Here is an 18,184-nt window from a genome sequence, read left to right on the forward strand (position 1 = left end):
AAAAGAAGCATAAATAATGGCCTGATTTTGGCGATTTTGTAAACTGATTGTGAAATTGACCGCCAATCCCGCCCCGCTCAGACACTTTTGACGGCTGAGAATGCTAAACTACAGCGCAAAATGGAGGAGCAATGAAAATACATTTCATCGAGTGGAACTCAGAATACGAACGGATGATGACGTCAGCACTGAAAAAAGAATTTAATGTGCATACGATTTATAACGTCAACAAACACTATAAATCTGTTCGTGCTTTATTGCCCGGGAAGCACCTGAAACGCTGGCATCAGCGGCTGCACTCCTCCATCAAATTCCGCCACATCGCGAAAGACGATATCGTTATTTGTAACGGTTACAGCGCTTTTTTGATGCTGGATTTCCTTGCCCTGCTGAGTTGCAAAAAAATACTGGTGCTGCGCGATTCGGTCGCTGCCCTGACGGCGAAAAGACGCAGGTTAAAATTACTTGCTGATGACGAGATTTATCTCGACAGAGCAACACCCGTTTTTGATGTTATTTATAGTTTTGATCCCGAGGATTGCAGGAAATACAACCTGTCCTATGTCAGTCAGTTTTTACCGTTCACCCGCAATGACATTGCTGCGCAAGCGGCTGAGCCGGTAAACGCTCCGACAGAACATTCATGCTTTTATGTCGGGGGTTATGATGATTACCGGGCAGGTCTGATTAATGATCTGGCGCCGGTATTGCAAGAAAACCACTGCCAGCCGGACTTTTATCTGGTGGGAGGGGACGCGGAAAATCCGAATTACCCCGCCTGCTGCATCAATGAAAAACTCAGTTATCAGCAAAATATCGGGAAACTGAAACGCGCCACTGTCGTGCTGGAAATGAATAAACCGGGTCAAAGCGGACTAACACTGCGCGCGCTGGAAGCGATGGCTTTCAATAAAAAACTGATTACTAATAATGCTTCGATAAAAGATCATGATTTTTATCATCCCGACAAAATCTTTATCTGGGGAGAAGATGACCGCAACAGCATGAGCCATTTTTTGTCATCTGAGCATCAGAAAACTGACCCGACTTTGCTGGAAATTTATTGCGCCGACGGCATGCTGAAATCATTGACCGGAAATGCAGTAGAATAAAATTTATACCTGCCAACCTAACCGCGCAGCAAAAGGAGACACAATGAACAACAATCTCGCAGGGCTGAGTAAAGAAGAAATGGACAAAGTGAGTGCCGGGCTGGCCGCCGGGACGGTCGCGGTGCGTGAGCGTAATCATCTGCCGGTGAATGCAGATGAAGTTGAAATGGAGCAGCCGGAGCATCTGCGCACCTATTTCCGTGAGCGTCTGGCACATTACCGGAGCAACCTGCGAAAAAGTAACCGTTCTGATTAGCGCCTCGCCGCAAAGAAATCGTTAATCGCCTGAATCAGATAACCCGCCGCCTCACCGGGCGGTGTCTGCCCCTGATGCAGGCTTATCCCTACCTCGCCCGGTTCGGGCAACTCATTCAAGATTCTGACCGTCTGCGGCCTGCCAAAATCGGTGCGCACGGTGACGCCTAATCCTGCCGACATCGCGGCCCAGATCCCGCTCAGGCTGCGGCTGGTAAAAGCAATGCGCCAGGGAATACCCGCTTTATCCAGCGCCGTTGTGGCGGCATTGCGCATCAGACACGGCGCTTCGAAGACCAGCAACGGCACCGGTTCGCCGGATTCCTGATAGTGTTTCAGATCGAAATTTTCAGGGCCAATCCAGCGCAGCGGTATCCGGCCGAGCGACTGGCTTGAAGGGAAAAGCGGCGCGTCATCAGCCTGCCAGCACACCGCCAGGTCAAACTCGTTATGGCGGATCCCGTCGAGTAATTGCTGGTTGCGGGTAATGCTGGCCGATACCTGAACCTGCGGATGTGCGCGGGTAAAGGTGCCGAGAAGTGCCGGTAACAGAGCCTCGCCGAAATCCTCCTGCATCCCCAGATTGATGCTGCCTCTCAGGGTGCTGGCGAGCATTATGGCGCTGGCTTCATCGTTCAGGGTGAGGATGCGCCGCGCATAACTCAGCATTATCTCGCCGCGCTCCGTCAGGATTAAATGCCGCCCCGATTTCTGAACCAGCTCGGTACCGGCCTGCTGTTCCAGCTTTTTCAGCTGTGCGCTGACGGCGGAAGTCGAGCGCCCCAGCCGGTCTGCCGCCAGCACAAAACTGCCCAGCTCGATGCCGTTAACAAAACTGCGTAAGGCTTCGGCATCAAAAGTCACCGGTCGTTTTGCCACGTTTGATCGTCCCGTTTTCATGGATTAATACTGCTGATATTTTCGATATTAAGGATAATCATAACGGCTTATGCTCCTTTTCACACCCGGAAAAAAGGAGCCTGATATGAGCACAACTTCATCCCAAACACAGACGCTGGATATCATGTCGCGCCTGACGCCCAAATTTGCCGAACTGACAGATCAGGTATTGTTCGGCGATTTATGGAAAAGAGAAGAATTGTCCCCGCGTGACCGCAGTCTGATTACCGTTGCTGCGCTGATCGCTCTGAACCGCAACGAGCAACTGCCTTTCCATCTGAGTCTGGCAGTGAAAAACGGCGTCACGCACACTGAACTTTCAGAGACGATCACGCATCTGGCGTTTTATGCCGGATGGCCCGCCGCCGCGTCTGCCCTGACCCGTTTCGCCGCACTGAATGATCAGTAACCCGTAGCCAGTCACAAGAGAAACTGACGATGCCTTTTACCCGAATATCCTTACCCGAACACCGCGCAGATGTCTGGCAGAACGCCATATCCGCTATTTTACAGAACGCACTGGTGGAACATTTCGCTGTTCCCGTGGATGACTGCTTTCAGCTGTTCGAACCGGCCAGCCGTCGTCAGCGGGTGATAAACCCGACCTATCTGGCCGGGAAAGATGATCAACGATCAGAGGATTTTTTGCTGTTTCACATCACCGCAGGCAAACCGCGTAACAGCTGCCAGAAACAGGAATTGTTCCGTCATCTGGCAGGCGATCTGCACGCTGCACTGGGGATTTCTGTGGCAGATGTGATGGTCGTGGTGAGTTTTACTCAGCCGGAAGACTGGTCGTTCAGCCACGGAAAAATGTTTACGCTGTGAAGGGAAAGACTGCCCGCAAGCAACCGGTGAAATCAGTGCGCGGCAATCCCCAATTTTTTCATTCGCGATAATAGCGTGGTGCGCTTTAAACCTAGCCGCTGAGCCGCACCACGGGGTCCGGCGACCACGCCGTTGGTTTCTTTAAGAACCAGCAGAATGCGCTCCCGCTCATCATCGTCACTCAGTTGCGGTGCGGGCGCACTTTCCCGCACCGATGGCGTGACGACATGTGCCATCGGCAGCGGATAATTCAGCTCGGGAAGTTGCAGGTCCAGCACCGTACCCCGGGTCAGTAATACCGCCCGCTCAATGACATTTTCCAGCTCACGCACGTTGCCCGGCCACGGCATACGGCTCAGCAGACGCAGGGTTTGCGCAGGAATGCTGTCGATAGTGCGTTTCATGCGTTTGGCGATTTTATAGGTGAGGAATTTCACCAGCTGCGGAATATCTTCCGGACGCTCCCGCAGCGGTGGGATAACTATCGGGAACACATTCAGCCGGTAATACAGGTCACTGCGAAATTCTTTATCAGCCACCATCTGGCGCAGGTCGCGGTTAGTCGCCGCAATCATCCGCACATCCACCGAAATCAGTTTATTGCCACCGACGCGCTCAAACTCCTGCTCCTGCAAAATACGCAGCAACTTAGGTTGCAGTTCAATCGGGATTTCCCCCACTTCATCGAGGAATAACGTGCCTTTGTCGGCCAGCTCAAAGCGCCCCATTCGCTGCGCCGTAGCGCCGGTAAATGATCCTTTTTCATGACCGAACAGATCACTTTCCATCAGGCCAGCTGGCATCGCGGCGCAGTTCATTTTCACCATTCGCTGGTTCCGGCGATCGCCCAGGTTATGAATGGCGCGGGCGATCAGTTCTTTACCGGTGCCGGTTTCACCGAGGATCAGCACCGAGCAGTCGCTTTTCGCCACGATCTCGACCTGTTTCAGCACCGCAGACATGGAAGGACTGCGCCCGACAATGTCGCTGAAATCCGGGTTATTGCTGTTGATTTGCTCGGTCAGGTACAGGTTTTCGTGTTGCAGTTTTTCCTTCAGGCTTTTGATTTCCTGATAGGCCAGCGCGTTATCCACGGCAATCGCAATACGTTCGGCAATTTGCTGTAAAACCCGTAAATTCGCCGTATTGAAATTATCCGGCTGACACTGCGCCAGTTTCAGTACGCCCAAGGTTTTATGGCCAAAACGTAACGGCAAAATGCACAGGGTTTTGGTTTGATCACGCCACAACAGCTGGAACAGCGTGCTTTCATCGCGCCTGAATTCTTCTGATGGCCGGGCATTGGTCAGCAGCATTTCGCCGCTTTTCATCACCTGCTGTTCGAGGGAACCGCCGAGCGTCATACGCGACTGCTCGCGTTCGGCAACGTGCGTTTGTATGTAATGGGTGGCGTAAACGCTGGCCTGTTCGCTGTCTTTATCCGCATCGCACAGCACAATGCTGATGGCATTAATGTGAAAAAAATGATGGATAGTGTTGGCAATTTCACCGGTCAGTTCATCCAGATCCAGCTTTGAGAGAACGGCGTTAGTGATATCGACCAGAATGCGGAAATCGTCACGCTCGTGACGCAGCTGAGATTGCTGGAACACCGCATTTTCACGCAGCTGGATTTGTTCAACCGCAATCGCCGCCAGCATACACAGTTCGTGCAGACCGTTTTTGTCTTCCTCGCTAAACGGGGTAGCCTTCTGACGGGTAAACTCACAGCCGCCCAGCAAACCCGATGAGGCAACCAAAGGCACCAGACAATATCCGCTGAATGCCGGATACAGGTTCAGCGCGCTCAGCTGCGGAAAATGCAGATGCAAAGCATCGCTGCGCCACACCTGAATTTTTGGATTACTCAGCAAGGCCTGCACCGGCCCCGTCGCCAGCAGCGTTTCATCTTCATAGCTGACCGGCTGATGATGGGGATCGATACCATAAAAACTGACCCGTTCACTCTTGTTATCTAATGCCTGAATGTCGAAAAGAACCAGCGTCACGGCGTCGGCAATACCGGCGCCCTGCACCACCTGCGTGAGTGTTTCCAGCAGCGATGTCATGGTCTGTTGCAGCAGCAGTGTGCGCGTCAGTTCCAGCAATCCTTTGTGTTTGGTAATGCTCATTGTTGCACTCTGCATAGCGTTAGCTCTGGATAGCATGATTTTTTGAATGAAAGCAGTAGGAAAAATTCTACCTCTTTCGTAGCAACAGGCCCCCTGACGAGATCAACAAATCCGGGGTAATGGCTCCGCATGGGGCAACATTAGCTGACGTGAAACGCCCAGCGCACCGCGCAGACACACTTGCGGCTGCGCCGTCACTTCGCCGATGGTGGCGGCATCAGCGCCGAGCGGATGGCTGCGCAATATTTTCAGCACCGCATTTTCTTCCTGTGCTGAAACCACCAAAACCAGTTTGCCTTCATTGGCAAAATTGAGTGGTTCCAGCCCGAGCAGCTCGCAAATTCCCCTTACTGCCGGTTTAACCGGTATTGCAGTTTCGTCAATGCAAATCCCGAATCCGCTGGCGGCGCTAAATTCGTGAAGAATGGCATTGACCCCGCCCCGTGTGGCATCGCGCAAGGCGCGGACACCCGACAGTGCGCGCAGCGGGGCGATCATCGGCGCCAGCACGGCGCAGTCACTTTCCACCTCCAGCGTCATTCCCAGCTGTTCGCGAAGATTGAGGATGGTGGCTCCGTGATCGCCCAGCGTGCCGCTGACAATCACTTTGTCACCGGTCTGAATATGGCTCGCTGCCCAGTGAACATCGGCCGGGATCACCCCGATCCCCGCCGTATTAATAAAGATTTTATCGGCCGCGCCGCGCTGCACCACTTTGGTATCGCCGGTAACAATGGCAATACCCGCCTCCCGTGCGGTCTGCGCCATCGCATGCACTATCTTTTGCAAATCTTCCAGCGGCAGCCCTTCTTCGAGAATAAATCCGCAGGAGAGATAAGCAGGCGTTGCGCCGCTGACCGCCAGATCATTCGCCGTGCCGCACACCGCCAGCTTGCCGATGTTACCGCCGGGGAAAAACACCGGATCGATGACATAGCTGTCCGTGGTGAATGCCAGCCGGTCGCCCTGCGCACTCAGACTGGCAATCGACAGACGCGCCGCATCTTCGCGCTCGCTGAGCCACGGGTTATCGAAAGCGCTGAGGAACAGGCGCTCGATCATCTGCTGCATCGCCCGCCCGCCGCTGCCGTGCGCCATAGTGACGACTTCTTTATATTCGCTCATCTTGCTACGCACCCTCTGTAGTTCTTTGTTGTGCTGCGGTTTCCTGATGCCGGTACTGATACCACGCTGCGCAGGCACCTTCGGAAGACACCATCAGCGCGCCAAACGCGTTATGCGGCGTGCAACCCGTGCCAAACAGCGGGCACTCATGCGGCTTGCAACGCCCGGTGAGCACTTCGCCGCAGCGGGAACGCGGGTCATCCGCCACCGGCTGTGCCCGGGGTCTGAAGCGCAATTCCGCATCGAACACTGCGTAAGCCGGGCTCAGGGAAATGCCGGACTCTTTAATAATCCCCAGCCCGCGCCATTCGCTGCTGCCGGAAAGCGTAAACACGTCGCGCATGGCTTCCTGTGCCAGCAGGTTACCCTCTTGCGGCACCACGCGCCGGTACTGGTTTTCAGTTTTACACGATGCCTCGCAAACTTGTTCCACCAGCATCAGTACGCTTTGCAGCATATCCAGGGGTTCGAAACCGCTTATCACCAGCGGCTTACCGAATTCTTTATTGATGAAATAATATGGCGCGATGCCGGTCACCATGCTGACGTGGCCGGGAGCCAGAAACGCATCGATGCGCACATCCTCTTGTTCCAGCAGACTGCGCAGGGTCGGCATCAGGCTGATGTGCTGGCAGAAGACGGTGAAATTGTTCAGACCTTCACGGCGCGCCTGTTGCAGCGTGACGGCGGTCACCGGCAACGTGGTTTCAAAACCGAGCGCGAAAAACACCACCTGAGACTGCGGGTTTTCACGCGCCAGTTTCAGCGCATCCAGCGGCGAATAAACCACCCGCACATCCGCACCCCGTTCGCGCGCCTGTAACAACGAACCCTGCTTGCCCGGCACCCGCAGCGCATCGCCAAAGGTGCAAAAAATCACCCCGTCATGTGCCGCAATTTCACAGCAGGCATCAATTCGCCCCATCGGCAGCACGCACACCGGACACCCCGGGCCGTGGATAAATTCCAGCTGCGGTGGCAACAGTTTATCCAGTCCGAATTTGAAAATGGCGTGGGTATGACCGCCGCACACTTCCATAATTTGCATCGGTTTTTCTGCGCTGTAAGGCAGATAAGCCGCCCGCTGATGCAGGCGTTCGATTAATGTTTTCGCCAGTTTCGGATCCCGAAATTCATCAACAAAACGCATTACCTTGATTCTCCCGCACCCAAAAATAATGCGACATCGGCTTCCACTTCTTCCATCGCGTGCAGCGCGTCCAGTGTGTCCAGCGCTTCCTGCTCATCGAGGCGGCTCAGGGCAAAACCGACGTGGATTAATACCCAGCAGCCGATCAGCGCTTCGCGGTCGCCTTCGCACACCAGCGCAATATTGACTTCGCGGCGCAATCCGCAGACCTGCGCCCAGGCATGATCGGGCTGCTGTTCATGCAGCGCGACAATCTGTCCCGGAATGCCTATACACATCGTTGCTGCTCCAGCCAGAGCAGCCACTGATCCATCCCTTCACCCGTCGTGGCTGAAAGCTGGATCACTTCAATCTGCGGATTCACCTGACGCGCATTGGCGATACAGGTTTCGACATCAAAACTGACGTAAGGCAGCAGATCGATCTTATTAAGGATCATCAGGCGGGACGCGGCAAACATATGCGGATATTTAAGCGGTTTGTCTTCACCTTCAGTCACCGACAGCACCGCAACTTTATGCAGTTCGCCGAGATCAAAGCTGGCCGGACACACCAGATTGCCGACGTTTTCGATAAACAGCAGGCTGTTATTGTTTGGCAATAACTGATGCAGCGCATCGTGAACCATTTGCGCGTCCAGATGGCAGCCTTTACCGGTATTAACCTGAATAGCCGGAACGCCGGTGGCGCGGATCCGGTCGGCATCGTTGGTGGTTTGCTGATCGCCTTCAATCACCGCGCAGTCGAAATACGGAGCCAGCCGGGTCAGGGTGCTGGTCAGTAAAGTGGTTTTGCCGGAACCGGGGCTGGACACCAGATTCAGCGCCAGAATACCCGCCGTAGCAAAGTGCTCGCGGTTGTGGGCGGCAATATGATTATTTTTCGCCAGCACGTCCATTTCGATATCCACCAGACGACGCGCCGCAAACGGCAGGCCGTGGGAATGCGCGTGTGAATGGTCATGGGAATGATCGTGGGAATGTTCATGAGAATGATGAGTGTGCTCGCTGCTGACGCCTTCGATACGAAGTTCGCCGCTGGCACAACCACAGGTACTGCACATAGGTTTCTCCCCGGACATAACGAATGCCCGTTATTCGATTTCGATACGTTTAATTTTCATGCCGTCACCGGCAATCACCCGCAAATCCCGTCCGCCACACTGCGGGCAAATCAGCACGTTCGGGCTGAACAGCGCGATATCCTGCTGACAGGTGCGGCACCAGCTTTCTGCCGCCGGTGTTTCCAGATGCAACTCGCATCCCTGCGCCAGCGTTTCGCGACACGCCAGTTCAAAACAAAACTGCACAGCTTCCGGCTCGACGCAGGAAAACGCGCCAATTTCCATCCACACCGCCGTAATTTTCCGCGCATTATTTTGCCGCCCGAACTGTTCCATTATTCCCACGGCATTTTGGCATAACGTAATTTCATGCATTATTTCCCCTCCCTCAGGAGAACAATCAAAATAAGATTGCAATATTGATGCCAGAAATTTCGACACGACTTTAATTACGCAATACAGGCTGTGAAAAAACAGGCAAATATTGCCCGACATAATTGTCGAAATAAGGTGTCATCGACATGTCATTTATTGACTCCGCAAATATGCACCTCAGGCCTTAAATCACCCAACTCATTAATTCAAAAGCATTTATCAGAATAAATCCGAAACTGGCACGCTTTATGCCAACAGAGAGTCATGCGCCGTATTTTCGTCGTCACCCGACATATCAATTAACAACGGATAATGAACATGAGCACTCTCAGCGAACTGACCACCAAAGCCGACTATATCGCCAGCAAAAATAGCCAGATGAAATCACAGTGGCATACCTATCAGAACAGCCTGATCCAGGCCGTAACCACGTCAAATAAAAAGATAAATCATGAATTTAACTGTGGTGAAGAACAGGACATCCGCTTTGTGCTGTTCAATCATTTTGTGGTGAGCATTCATCAGGGAGATGACTTTTACAGCCAGGACATCATCTACAGCCTGAACATGGCGCAAGGCCAGGAAGAGGCGGATTTCAGAGCCTTCGCACAGGCCAGATTGAGTGAAGAAGGCCGCGTGGACGGCACTGTCGACATCCACGATAAGAACGCCGTGCTGGAACATTACCTGAATAAGATTTCCGCTATTTATCAGTGTCTGTTTGATTCCCTGCACAGTAATCAGCCGGTTCACCCGCAATTAGAAAAATTACTCCGCCACGCCGGATAAAAAACCAAAAATATTATTTCCTTGTCGGATGGAAATAATCGTTTAACCGGATGCATTGGCCGTTTTTAAACGGACCCGATGCTGACATAAATGTCGAAATGTCAATTTAAGTGCCGATTTCGTCACCTTTGACGAAATACCAAGGAGACTTCATGCGCAATATGGCCGCCATGAATCAGTATGTGATCGCGGACCCCAAACTTTGTATTGGCTGCAATACCTGCATGGCGAGCTGTTCGCAGGAACACCAGTTGCAAGGTCTGCAATCCGCGCCCCGTTTGCAGGTGATGCGTAACCGGCTGGATTCCGCGCCGGTGATGTGTCACCAGTGTGAAGACGCGCCTTGTGCGCAGGTTTGTCCGGTGAACGCCATCACCCGTGAAAATGACGCGATTCATCTTAACGAGAGTCTGTGTGTGAGCTGCAAGCTATGCGGCATCGCCTGCCCGTTCGGGGCGATTACGTTTTCCGCCAGTACCCCGCTGGATATTCCGCGCGACTGTAATACCTCCAAAGCGCTGCCCGCACCACGTGCGCCGCGTGCCGTCAGTCCGTTTCTCGACTGCGTGCCGGGGCTGCGCGCCGTGGCGGTGAAATGCGATTTATGCAGCTTCAGCCCTGAAGGTCCGGCCTGCATTAAAACCTGCCCGACGCAGGCCATCACACTGGTTACCGCCAGTCTGGCTGAATATTCCAGTCAGCAAAAACGTCTCAATGCCATGAACGTTTTTCCCGCCGGACTGGCCTCACTGAATGCCCCAGATACGGAGGCTAAATAATGACGACTTTATTTTCCGGTGAACCGGCGTCGTTACTGGCGCTGGCGCTGCTGGTCTGGGTGCTGAGCGGCATTGGCGGCTGGATCCTGGCCGCTATGGCGAAAGTCAGCAGCCTGATTTTTGGCGCAGGCGGCATGGTCGCTGCATTGTGCGTCATCGTTGCCGCGTTACAGATAATGCATGGCGGTGCGGCGGTTCAGGCCGTGCTGCCGGTTCTGCCCTTTCACGCAGAACTGAGTGCTCTGAATGGGTTAATCCTGCTGGCGATGTCCGTCACTGCGGCCATCAGCAGCCTGTACGCCTGCGCGTGGCTGGCGAATGTCGGTGCGCGCAAGCGTGCCCGCACCGGTCTGATGTGCAATCTGCTGATGGCTGCACTGACGGCGGCGGCGATTTCGGCCAGCGCCGTAGAACTTATCCTGATGATGGAAATGGCCGCCCTGTGCGCCTATTTCATGATTGTGCAGGCCGATGATGTGAAAAGCCGCCGCGCGGGTCTGAACCAGTTCTTATCTGGCCGCGCCGGAACGCTGTGTCTGATCCTGGCCTTCGCCCTGTTGCATCACGCCAGCGGCAGCGTGAATTTTGAGGTGCTGCGCCACGTGACCTTCACGCCGGGCATTAAATCGGTGGCGTTCCTGCTGGCGCTGGCCGGTTTCGGGCTGTACGCCGGGATTATCCCGCTGCACGCCTGGGTGCCGCAGTCTCACTCCAGCGCGCCCGCTCACGCCGCCGCCCTGTTCTCTTCCGCGCTGATGAAAATCGGCATTATCGGCATCATAAAAGTCGGTCTGGATCTGCTGGGCGCACCGCCACTCTGGTGGGGCCTGATGGTATTGCTTCTGGCTGTCCTGACCGCATTTATCGGCGGGCTGTATGCCCTGATGGAACACGACATCCGCCGCCTGCTGGCCTATCACACGCTTGAAAACGTCGGGATTATCCTGCTCGGCGTCGGCGGCGCAATGACCGGCGTGGCGCTGAATTTGCCGGTGCTGGCTTCGCTCGCGCTGCTGGCGAGCCTGTTTCATCTGTTCAATCACGGACTGTTTAAAACGGCGCTGTTTCTCGGTGCCGGTGAAATTGAAATGCAGACCGGCATTAAGGATATGGAAAAACTCGGCGGCATCGCCCGTCTGATGCCGTGGACAGCGGGTGCCATGCTGATTGCGCTGATGTCGATGGCCGCGCTGCCGCCATTAAACGGTTTCGCCAGCGAATGGCTGCTCTATCAGTCACTGTTCCAGCTGAGCACCAGCCATGTCTTTATCGCCCGCCTGATGGGGCCGCTGCTGGCGGTCGGTCTGGCCCTGACCGGCGCACTGGCGCTGATGTGTATTGCCAAAGTGTTTGGCGTCACTTTCCTTGGCACACCGCGCAGTATGGCCGCCGCAGATGCCACACCGGCGCCGCTGGCGATGACATTTAGCACCGTGTTGCTGGCGCTGCTGTGCGTGATTTCCGGCGTTGCCTCGCCGTGGATTATTCCGCAATTCTCCGCCGTCGCCGCCTCGGTACTGAACACACCGGTTCTGCCGGCTGCACAGCATGGCGTGGCGTTTTCCCCGACGTCTGCGGTTTCTGCGCCGATGGTAGCCATTTTACTGCTGGCGATGCCTTTAGTGCCGTGGCTTATCGCCGTGGTTCTGCGCGGTGCGCGGCTGCCAAACCGTTCGCGTGGCGATGCCTGGGCCTGTGGTTACGCCCATTCCGCCGACATGGTGGTGACGGCAACCGGCTTCGCCCAGCCACTGCGCGTGATGTTCGCCCCGCTTTACCGTCTGCGCATCCATGCAACACCGGCGTCACTGGTCAGCACCCTGCACCGTGGCTGGCTGGGGGCTTTCTGCCGTCGTCTGGCGTTCATCGAACTGGCCGTATTACTGGTCGTGGCTTTTGCCTGAGGAACTGACTATGAACTTCCCTTCCCTGCTTGCCGGTTCGCTGTGGCCGCTGGCGCTTGTCCAGGCGGTGGCATTGCTGGCTGTCGCTCCGTTGTTTGCCGGATTCAGCCGCGTGATGCGTGCGCGGATGCACAACCGGCGCGGTCCCGGCGTATTACAGGAATACCGTGATATCGCCAAATTACTCCAGCGACAAAGCGTCGCGCCCGCAGCGGCAGGCATGGCGTTTCGCAGTATGCCGTATCTGCTGACCGGCGGTTTGCTGGTGATCGCTACCGCTTTGCCGGTGGTGACGCTGGCGTCGCCGATGGGCGCAGCGGGCGACCTGATCACCATTATCTATCTGTTTGCCGTGGTGCGTTTTGTCTTTGCCATCGCCGGACTCGACACCGGCAGCACGTTCACCGGTATCGGCGCCAGCCGTGAAGCCGTTCTCGGCGTACTGGTTGAGCCGATTCTGCTGCTCGGCCTGTGGGTAGCGGCGCTGGTCGCCGGTTCCACTTCGCTCGGCGCGATTACGGCGCGGGTGCTGCACTGGCCGCTGTCCTCTTCCTTAACCCTGGTGCTGGCCGGACTGGCCTGCGCGTTTGCGACGTATATCGAAATGGGCAAATTGCCGTTTGATATGGCCGAAGCCGAGCAGGAATTACAGGAAGGCCCGCTGACCGAATATTCCGGTGCCGCGCTGGGCATACTGAAAATCGGCATCAGCCTGAAACAGCTGGTGGTGTTGCAGTTGTTTCTCGGCCTGTTTTTCCCGTTCGGTATGGCCGGGCACCTGACACCGCTGGCGCTGCTGACCGCCGTGATCGTCTGTCTGCTGAAACTGCTGATCGCCGTTTTTGTGGTTGCGCTCATCGAAAACAGCGTCGCCCGTCTGCGCTTTCTTAAAACCTCCCGCACCACCTGGGCGGGGTTCGGTCTGGCGTTTCTGGCGCTGGTTTCCTGGCTGGTCGCAGGCTGACCTGACATTTTTCTTATCCCGCCACGGCGGGAAGAGGCTTTGCAATGAGTGAGTTCAACACCGCATTAAATCAAAACCCGGTCGGCAAAGAATATCTGGCCGCACTGGCAAAACAGTTCCCCTCGGCGATTCTGGGCAGCGAATGGCAGACCGACACGCAAGCAACCGTCACCATCAGGCTGAACTGGCTGCCGGAAGTGGTTGAGTGGCTGTATTACGAGCAAGGGGGCTGGCTTTCCGTGCTGTTCGGCAACGATGAGCGCTCGCTGTGCGGCAATTACGCGCTGTATTACGTGCTGTCGATGGAAAAAGGTGTGAAGTGCTGGATAACCGTGCGCGCCGAAGTAGATCCGATTTCACTGGAATTCCCTTCCGTGACGCCGCGCGTACCGGCCGCCGTCTGGGGCGAGCGCGAAGTGCGGGATATGTACGGTTTGCGCCCGATCGGGCTGCCGGACGAACGCCGTCTGGTGCTGCCGGATGACTGGCCGGACGATTTGTACCCGCTGCGCAAAGATTCGATGGATTACCGCCAGCGCCCTGCCCCGACCACCGACGATGAAACCTTTCCGTTTATTTCTGAGGCTAAAGAAGGCAGCAAAATAGTGCCGATTGGGCCGCTGCACGTCACGTCTGACGAACCGGGACATTTTCGTCTTTTTGTCGATGGCGAAGACATTATCGACGCGGATTATCGTCTGTTCTACGTGCATCGCGGCATGGAAAAACTGGCCGAAACCCGCATGGGCTATAACGAAGTGACGTTTTTGTCCGACCGTGTGTGCGGCATTTGCGGCTTTACCCACAGCGTGGCGTATACCTCATCGGTCGAAAATGCGATGGGGATTGTGGTGCCGGAACGCGCCCAGATGATCCGCTCCATTTTGCTGGAAGTGGAACGTCTGCACAGCCATCTGCTGAACCTCGGGCTGGCCTGTCACTTTGTCGGATTTGATTCCGGCTTCATGCAGTTTTTCCGCATCCGCGAACAGTCGATGAAGATGGCGGAAATCCTGACCGGTGCGCGCAAAACCTACGGCATGAATCTGATCGGCGGCATCCGTCGTGACATCCTCAAAGACGACATGATAGCCACCATCGCGCTGGCGGGCGGCATGCGCCGTGACCTGAATGAGCTGGTGGATATTTTGCTGAGTACCGCCAATACCGGGCAGCGCAGCATCGGCGTCGGCATTCTGGATCCGCAGGTGGCCCGCGATTTCAGTAACGTGGGCCCGATGGTGCGCGGCAGCGGTCATCGCCGCGATATGCGACAGGATCACCCCTACGCCGGTTACGCCAAACTGCCGTTTGAACTGTTCAGCGAAACCGGTAACGACGTGTATTCCCGTCTGAAAGTGCGCATTCACGAAGTCTTTAACTCCCTGAATATGATTGAGTTTGGCCTGCAAAGTCTGCCGGGCGGTCCGCTGGCGGTGGAAGGCTTTAACTATATTCCTCACCGTTTCGCGCTCGGTTTTGCCGAAGCGCCACGCGGTGACGATATTCACTGGAGCATGACCGGCGACAACCAGAAGCTGTTCCGCTGGCGCTGTCGTGCCGCGACCTACGCCAACTGGCCGACGCTGCGCTACATGCTGCGCGGCAATACCGTATCCGATGCCCCGCTGATTATCGGCAGTCTCGATCCCTGCTATTCCTGCACCGACCGCATGACAGTGGTCGATGTGCGCAAGAAAACCTCCATCGTCGTGCCTTACAAAGAGATCGAACGTTACGGCATCGAACGCAAGAATTCGCCGCTTTAAGGAGCCGGTCAAATCATGCTGAAACTGATTAAAAAAGTGCTCAAAACCGGCACGGCAACGGTGGGATACCCGTTCCAGCCGCTGGATTTAGCGCCCAACTTTCGCGGCAAACCGCAATACACCGCGCAGCAGTGCATCGCCTGCGGGGCCTGCGCCAATGCCTGTCCTTCCAACGCGCTGACCATGGCGACAGCAGAAGACGGCGAAACCCTCCGCTGGCAGCTGTTTTTAGGACGCTGCATTTTCTGCGCCCGCTGCGAAGAAGTCTGTCCGACGGCGGCGATCACCTTGTCGCAGGAGTTCGAACTGGCGGTCTGGCGCAAAGAAGACCTGTATGAAACGGCGGATTTTCCTGTCTGCCATTGCCGGGAATGCGGCAAGCCCTACGCCGTACAAAAGGAAATCGACTTTGCGCTCAGCCTGTTACAGGAAAGCGCCGCGCTGAGCGACCGGCAGATTAGCGATCGCCGCGTGCAGTATGAAACCTGCCCGACGTGCAAAAAAATGCACGGTCTATCTTCCAGCGACCGTATTGATATTGGCCGCCATATGACGACGGAGGCCCGCTGATGAGCCATAACCCGATTGCGCCGCGTGACGAAAATGGCCTGCCGGTGCCCGTTACGCTGGATGAAAGTATTGCCAAACTGAAATCCACCCTGCTGAACAGCATCCGCCGTTCCGCCTACGTTTACCGCGTGGACTGCGGCGGCTGTAATGGCTGCGAGATTGAGATTTTCGCTGCCATTTCGCCGCTGTTTGATGCTGAACGCTTCGGTATCAAAGTCGTTCCGTCGCCACGCCACGCGGACATTTTGCTGTTCACCGGTGCGGTCACCCGCGCGATGCGTATGCCTGCCTTGCGCGCCTGGGATTCGGCACCGGATCCGAAAATTTGTATTTCCTATGGCGCGTGCGGCAACAGCGGCGGCATTTTCCACGACCTTTATTGCATCTGGGGTGGTACCGACAAAATCGTGCCGGTTGACGTTTATATTCCCGGCTGCCCGCCGACACCGGCGGCGACTATTTATGGTTTCGCGATGGCGCTGGGTTTGCTGGACCAAAAAATCAAAGGCCAGCAGCACGACGTGGCCGCCGCAGAACCGGCGGCGTTACTGCATCCGGAACTGCCCCAGCCATTGCGCGTGCTGCTCGATCGCGAAGCGCGCCGCATGGCCGGTTACCGCTATGGCCGCCAGATAGCCGACCAGTTTATGGAACTCGTCGCGGCACCCGGTTTACAGCCGGTGGAACAGCGCGTTTCGGCTTATCTGGCTGAACAGGACGACCTGCGCCTGAGCGAAATTATTGGCAACCTGCAACATATTTATCAGCAGGTGCTGCGCGGCGAGGTGCGCCTGTGATGACATCTGTTAACGACCAGCGCTATGCGCGCCATCAGCCTTATGCCGGTCAAACACCGGTTAAAAACAAAGTGATTTTCTATTCACTGAGCAGCAAGTTTGTCGATGAAAAAAGCGCACAGAAACGCAGCTCGCAGAAAGTGCAGGAGGTGATTTATTACAGCCTGGCTATCGGTCATCACCTCGGGGTGATCGACTGTCTGCAATCACGTCTCGAATGCCCGCTCGAGGGCTATCTGCAATGGATTAACTGCCTGGCACAAAACAGCGAAGCACGCCGCAAACTGGCCGGTGTTCAGCGTTTTGGCGAGATCAATATCGACAGCAGCCACACGCATTTGCTGGCGCTGGCGCTGCGGGACGCAAGTCCGGACATGAATGCCGAACAGCAAGGCTGGAGCGAAAAGCTTATCGCCCTGCTTACGCAAATTGAAAACGACCCCGCCATGTACCTGATGGTCAGGAGATACGATGCCTGATTCGACTTTACGCTACGCACTGTTGTGCGTAGGCAACAGCATGATGGGCGACGACGGCGCCGGTCCGCGGCTGGCCGAACTGTGCGCGGAAAAACCGCTGACCGGCTGGACGGTGGTAGATGGCGGCGCGGTGCCTGAAAACGACATCGGTTTTTTACGCGAGCTGCACCCGCAGCACCTGGTGATTGCCGATGCCACTGACATGGGGCTGACACCCGGTGAGATGCGCATTATCGCCGAGGAAGACATCGCCGATATGTTCATGATGACCACCCACAATCTGCCGCTGACCTTTCTCATACAGCAACTGCGTGATGACATCCCGCAGATCACGTTTGTCGGCATTCAGCCCGACGTTGTCGCTTTCTATTACCCGATGACTGACGCCGTAGAACAGGCGGTCAGCCGCCTGCATCAGCTGTTACCACGACTGGAAACCGGTCTCGGGATCGCCCCGTTCAGTGTTTCGACATAACTGTCGATACGGTGACGACGCAGACATGACGTCAGTGAAAAATTTCGTCAGCGGCGCATCCGATAAAAGTAATTCACTGAATTTAATACTGAAAAATTAAAAACAGGAACTGGCACGCTTTATGTATAGCCAGTAGCTGAAACCAATGACTTAGGGATGAAAAAACATGAACCGGTTCATCATCGCCGACCCCAAAAAATGTATCGGCTGTCGTACCTGTGAAATTGCCTGTGTGATGGCACACAGCGATTCAGAGGATATCTCGCTGCTTAACGCCGCGACGTTTGCGCCACGTTTGCATGTGATCAAAGGCGTCAATCTCAGCACCGCTGTGATGTGCCGCCAGTGTGAAGACGCGCCCTGCGCCAATGTCTGTCCAAACGGTGCTATCAGCCGTGTCGGGGACCACGTTCAGGTGGTGCAGGAGCGCTGCATCGGCTGCAAAACCTGCGTGGTCGCCTGCCCGTATGGCGCGATGGAAGTGGTCACCAAACCCATTTTTCGCCAAAACGGCGCGGCCATGACTGCTACGTCTGAAAAAGCCGAAGCGCATAAATGCGATTTGTGCCACGCACGTGTTGGCGGCCCGGCCTGCATGGAGATCTGCCCGACCAACGCGCTTTTCGCCATCGACCGTAATCACCTGCAGGAAATGAACGCAGAAAAACGCCGCCGCGCTGCGCTCGACAGCACCTCCCCCCTGCTGTTTTAACCCCGG

General features: G+C 55.6%; 21 protein-coding genes. 14 read left to right on the forward strand and 7 right to left on the reverse strand.

Translation table 11 applies throughout. The annotated features are described in order from the left end of the window. Positions 1 to 131 precede the first annotated feature (131 nt). Positions 132 to 1,112 (forward strand): WaaS/CpsH family glycosyltransferase, encoded by a 981-nt coding sequence (locus D6C13_RS07585; protein WP_120132183.1) that lies wholly within the window; start codon positions 132 to 134, stop codon positions 1,110 to 1,112. A gap of 43 nt (positions 1,113 to 1,155) precedes the next feature. Beyond that, the gene (locus D6C13_RS07590) at positions 1,156 to 1,368 is read left to right on the forward strand and encodes a DNA polymerase III subunit theta (protein ID WP_120132184.1); all 213 of its coding nucleotides are present in this window, start codon (positions 1,156 to 1,158) and stop codon (positions 1,366 to 1,368) included. Here the strand turns inward: D6C13_RS07590 and D6C13_RS07595 are convergent. Then, positions 1,365 to 2,246, reverse strand: coding sequence for a LysR substrate-binding domain-containing protein (locus D6C13_RS07595; protein ID WP_120132248.1), 882 nt, complete (start codon positions 2,244 to 2,246; stop codon positions 1,365 to 1,367). The genes D6C13_RS07590 and D6C13_RS07595 overlap by 4 nt on opposite strands. Positions 2,247 to 2,352: 106 nt before the next feature. Between D6C13_RS07595 and D6C13_RS07600 the strand changes: the two genes are divergently transcribed. Both D6C13_RS07600 and D6C13_RS07605 read left to right on the forward strand, forming a co-directional pair. Next, a complete protein-coding gene (locus D6C13_RS07600) occupies positions 2,353 to 2,676 on the forward strand; it encodes a carboxymuconolactone decarboxylase family protein (protein ID WP_120132185.1) in 324 nt (107 codons plus the stop codon). Positions 2,677 to 2,705: 29 nt separating this feature from the next. Beyond that, positions 2,706 to 3,095 carry a tautomerase family protein gene (locus tag D6C13_RS07605; RefSeq protein ID WP_120132186.1) on the forward strand — a complete coding sequence of 130 codons (390 nt, stop codon included), beginning with the start codon at positions 2,706 to 2,708 and terminating at the stop codon, positions 3,093 to 3,095. Between the two features lie 32 nt (positions 3,096 to 3,127). Here the strand turns inward: D6C13_RS07605 and flhA are convergent, their stop codons facing one another. The 6 genes from flhA to hypA all read right to left on the reverse strand — a co-directional run bounded on the left by flhA (position 3,128) and on the right by hypA (position 8,940). Then, the gene (flhA, locus tag D6C13_RS07610) at positions 3,128 to 5,227 is read right to left on the reverse strand and encodes a formate hydrogenlyase transcriptional activator FlhA (protein ID WP_425272698.1); all 2,100 of its coding nucleotides are present in this window, start codon (positions 5,225 to 5,227) and stop codon (positions 3,128 to 3,130) included. A gap of 102 nt (positions 5,228 to 5,329) precedes the next feature. Further along, positions 5,330 to 6,352: a hydrogenase expression/formation protein HypE gene (hypE, locus tag D6C13_RS07615; protein WP_120132188.1), complete on the reverse strand. Its 1,023-nt coding sequence runs from the start codon at positions 6,350 to 6,352 to the stop codon at positions 5,330 to 5,332. 4 nt (positions 6,353 to 6,356) lie between these two features. After that, positions 6,357 to 7,502, reverse strand: coding sequence for a hydrogenase formation protein HypD (gene hypD / locus D6C13_RS07620; RefSeq protein WP_120132189.1), 1,146 nt, complete (start codon positions 7,500 to 7,502; stop codon positions 6,357 to 6,359). Continuing rightward, the gene (gene hypC, locus D6C13_RS07625) at positions 7,502 to 7,780 is read right to left on the reverse strand and encodes a HypC/HybG/HupF family hydrogenase formation chaperone (RefSeq protein WP_120132190.1); all 279 of its coding nucleotides are present in this window, start codon (positions 7,778 to 7,780) and stop codon (positions 7,502 to 7,504) included. The genes hypD and hypC overlap by 1 nt, the downstream gene beginning before the upstream one ends. Next, complete coding sequence (hypB, locus tag D6C13_RS07630; RefSeq protein WP_120132191.1) at positions 7,771 to 8,565, reverse strand: hydrogenase nickel incorporation protein HypB; 795 nt, start codon at positions 8,563 to 8,565, stop codon at positions 7,771 to 7,773. The genes hypC and hypB overlap by 10 nt, the downstream gene beginning before the upstream one ends. A 30-nt stretch (positions 8,566 to 8,595) precedes the next feature. Next, positions 8,596 to 8,940 (reverse strand): hydrogenase maturation nickel metallochaperone HypA, encoded by a 345-nt coding sequence (gene hypA, locus D6C13_RS07635; protein WP_120132192.1) that lies wholly within the window; start codon positions 8,938 to 8,940, stop codon positions 8,596 to 8,598. Between the two features lie 318 nt (positions 8,941 to 9,258). On the opposite strand from hypA, the gene hycA reads away from it, so the two are divergent. From hycA to hydN, 10 genes are all read left to right on the forward strand, one after another. After that, the gene (gene hycA, locus D6C13_RS07640; protein WP_120132193.1) at positions 9,259 to 9,729 is read left to right on the forward strand and encodes a formate hydrogenlyase regulator HycA; all 471 of its coding nucleotides are present in this window, start codon (positions 9,259 to 9,261) and stop codon (positions 9,727 to 9,729) included. 170 nt (positions 9,730 to 9,899) lie between these two features. Further along, entirely contained in the window at positions 9,900 to 10,508 is a 609-nt protein-coding gene (locus D6C13_RS07645; RefSeq protein ID WP_120132249.1) for a 4Fe-4S dicluster domain-containing protein, read from the forward strand. Further along, entirely contained in the window at positions 10,508 to 12,412 is a 1,905-nt protein-coding gene (locus D6C13_RS07650) for a proton-conducting transporter transmembrane domain-containing protein (protein WP_120132194.1), read from the forward strand. The genes D6C13_RS07645 and D6C13_RS07650 overlap by 1 nt, the downstream gene beginning before the upstream one ends. Positions 12,413 to 12,422: 10 nt before the next feature. Beyond that, complete coding sequence (locus tag D6C13_RS07655) at positions 12,423 to 13,376, forward strand: respiratory chain complex I subunit 1 family protein (RefSeq protein ID WP_120132195.1); 954 nt, start codon at positions 12,423 to 12,425, stop codon at positions 13,374 to 13,376. A 44-nt stretch (positions 13,377 to 13,420) separates the two neighbouring features. Then, positions 13,421 to 15,145, forward strand: a complete 1,725-nt coding sequence (locus D6C13_RS07660; RefSeq protein ID WP_120132196.1) for a hydrogenase large subunit — start codon at positions 13,421 to 13,423, stop codon at positions 15,143 to 15,145. Positions 15,146 to 15,160: 15 nt separating this feature from the next. Further along, a complete protein-coding gene (locus D6C13_RS07665) occupies positions 15,161 to 15,715 on the forward strand; it encodes a formate hydrogenlyase complex iron-sulfur subunit (RefSeq protein WP_120132197.1) in 555 nt (184 codons plus the stop codon). Next, entirely contained in the window at positions 15,715 to 16,512 is a 798-nt protein-coding gene (locus D6C13_RS07670) for an NADH-quinone oxidoreductase subunit B family protein (protein WP_120132198.1), read from the forward strand. The genes D6C13_RS07665 and D6C13_RS07670 overlap by 1 nt, the downstream gene beginning before the upstream one ends. Next, the gene (locus D6C13_RS07675; protein ID WP_120132199.1) at positions 16,512 to 16,991 is read left to right on the forward strand and encodes a formate hydrogenlyase maturation HycH family protein; all 480 of its coding nucleotides are present in this window, start codon (positions 16,512 to 16,514) and stop codon (positions 16,989 to 16,991) included. Before D6C13_RS07670 ends, D6C13_RS07675 begins: the two co-directional genes overlap by 1 nt. Beyond that, positions 16,984 to 17,466 carry a hydrogenase maturation peptidase HycI gene (hycI, locus tag D6C13_RS07680; RefSeq protein WP_120132200.1) on the forward strand — a complete coding sequence of 161 codons (483 nt, stop codon included), beginning with the start codon at positions 16,984 to 16,986 and terminating at the stop codon, positions 17,464 to 17,466. The genes D6C13_RS07675 and hycI overlap by 8 nt, the downstream gene beginning before the upstream one ends. Before the next feature lie 166 nt (positions 17,467 to 17,632). Further along, positions 17,633 to 18,178, forward strand: coding sequence for an electron transport protein HydN (hydN, locus tag D6C13_RS07685; protein WP_120132201.1), 546 nt, complete (start codon positions 17,633 to 17,635; stop codon positions 18,176 to 18,178). Positions 18,179 to 18,184: the final 6 nt, after the last annotated feature.

It is taken from the genome of Rahnella woolbedingensis (assembly GCF_003602095.1).
Taxonomy (GTDB): domain Bacteria; phylum Pseudomonadota; class Gammaproteobacteria; order Enterobacterales; family Enterobacteriaceae; genus Rahnella; species Rahnella woolbedingensis.

Coding starts and splice junctions, on each gene's coding strand:
- hypC (WP_120132190.1), bottom strand. CDS start 7,780: ATGTGTATAGGCATTCCGGGACAGATTGTCGCGCTGCATGAACAGCAG.
- flhA (WP_425272698.1), bottom strand. CDS start 5,227: ATGAGCATTACCAAACACAAAGGATTGCTGGAACTGACGCGCACACTG.
- hypA (WP_120132192.1), bottom strand. CDS start 8,940: ATGCATGAAATTACGTTATGCCAAAATGCCGTGGGAATAATGGAACAG.
- D6C13_RS07590 (WP_120132184.1), top strand. CDS start 1,156: ATGAACAACAATCTCGCAGGGCTGAGTAAAGAAGAAATGGACAAAGTG.
- D6C13_RS07600 (WP_120132185.1), top strand. CDS start 2,353: ATGAGCACAACTTCATCCCAAACACAGACGCTGGATATCATGTCGCGC.
- hypD (WP_120132189.1), bottom strand. CDS start 7,502: ATGCGTTTTGTTGATGAATTTCGGGATCCGAAACTGGCGAAAACATTA.
- D6C13_RS07605 (WP_120132186.1), top strand. CDS start 2,706: ATGCCTTTTACCCGAATATCCTTACCCGAACACCGCGCAGATGTCTGG.
- D6C13_RS07670 (WP_120132198.1), top strand. CDS start 15,715: ATGAGCCATAACCCGATTGCGCCGCGTGACGAAAATGGCCTGCCGGTG.
- D6C13_RS07650 (WP_120132194.1), top strand. CDS start 10,508: ATGACGACTTTATTTTCCGGTGAACCGGCGTCGTTACTGGCGCTGGCG.
- hycI (WP_120132200.1), top strand. CDS start 16,984: ATGCCTGATTCGACTTTACGCTACGCACTGTTGTGCGTAGGCAACAGC.
- hycA (WP_120132193.1), top strand. CDS start 9,259: ATGAGCACTCTCAGCGAACTGACCACCAAAGCCGACTATATCGCCAGC.
- D6C13_RS07675 (WP_120132199.1), top strand. CDS start 16,512: ATGACATCTGTTAACGACCAGCGCTATGCGCGCCATCAGCCTTATGCC.
- D6C13_RS07645 (WP_120132249.1), top strand. CDS start 9,900: ATGAATCAGTATGTGATCGCGGACCCCAAACTTTGTATTGGCTGCAAT.
- D6C13_RS07655 (WP_120132195.1), top strand. CDS start 12,423: ATGAACTTCCCTTCCCTGCTTGCCGGTTCGCTGTGGCCGCTGGCGCTT.
- hypE (WP_120132188.1), bottom strand. CDS start 6,352: ATGAGCGAATATAAAGAAGTCGTCACTATGGCGCACGGCAGCGGCGGG.
- hypB (WP_120132191.1), bottom strand. CDS start 8,565: ATGTGCAGTACCTGTGGTTGTGCCAGCGGCGAACTTCGTATCGAAGGC.
- hydN (WP_120132201.1), top strand. CDS start 17,633: ATGAACCGGTTCATCATCGCCGACCCCAAAAAATGTATCGGCTGTCGT.
- D6C13_RS07585 (WP_120132183.1), top strand. CDS start 132: ATGAAAATACATTTCATCGAGTGGAACTCAGAATACGAACGGATGATG.
- D6C13_RS07665 (WP_120132197.1), top strand. CDS start 15,161: ATGCTGAAACTGATTAAAAAAGTGCTCAAAACCGGCACGGCAACGGTG.
- D6C13_RS07660 (WP_120132196.1), top strand. CDS start 13,421: ATGAGTGAGTTCAACACCGCATTAAATCAAAACCCGGTCGGCAAAGAA.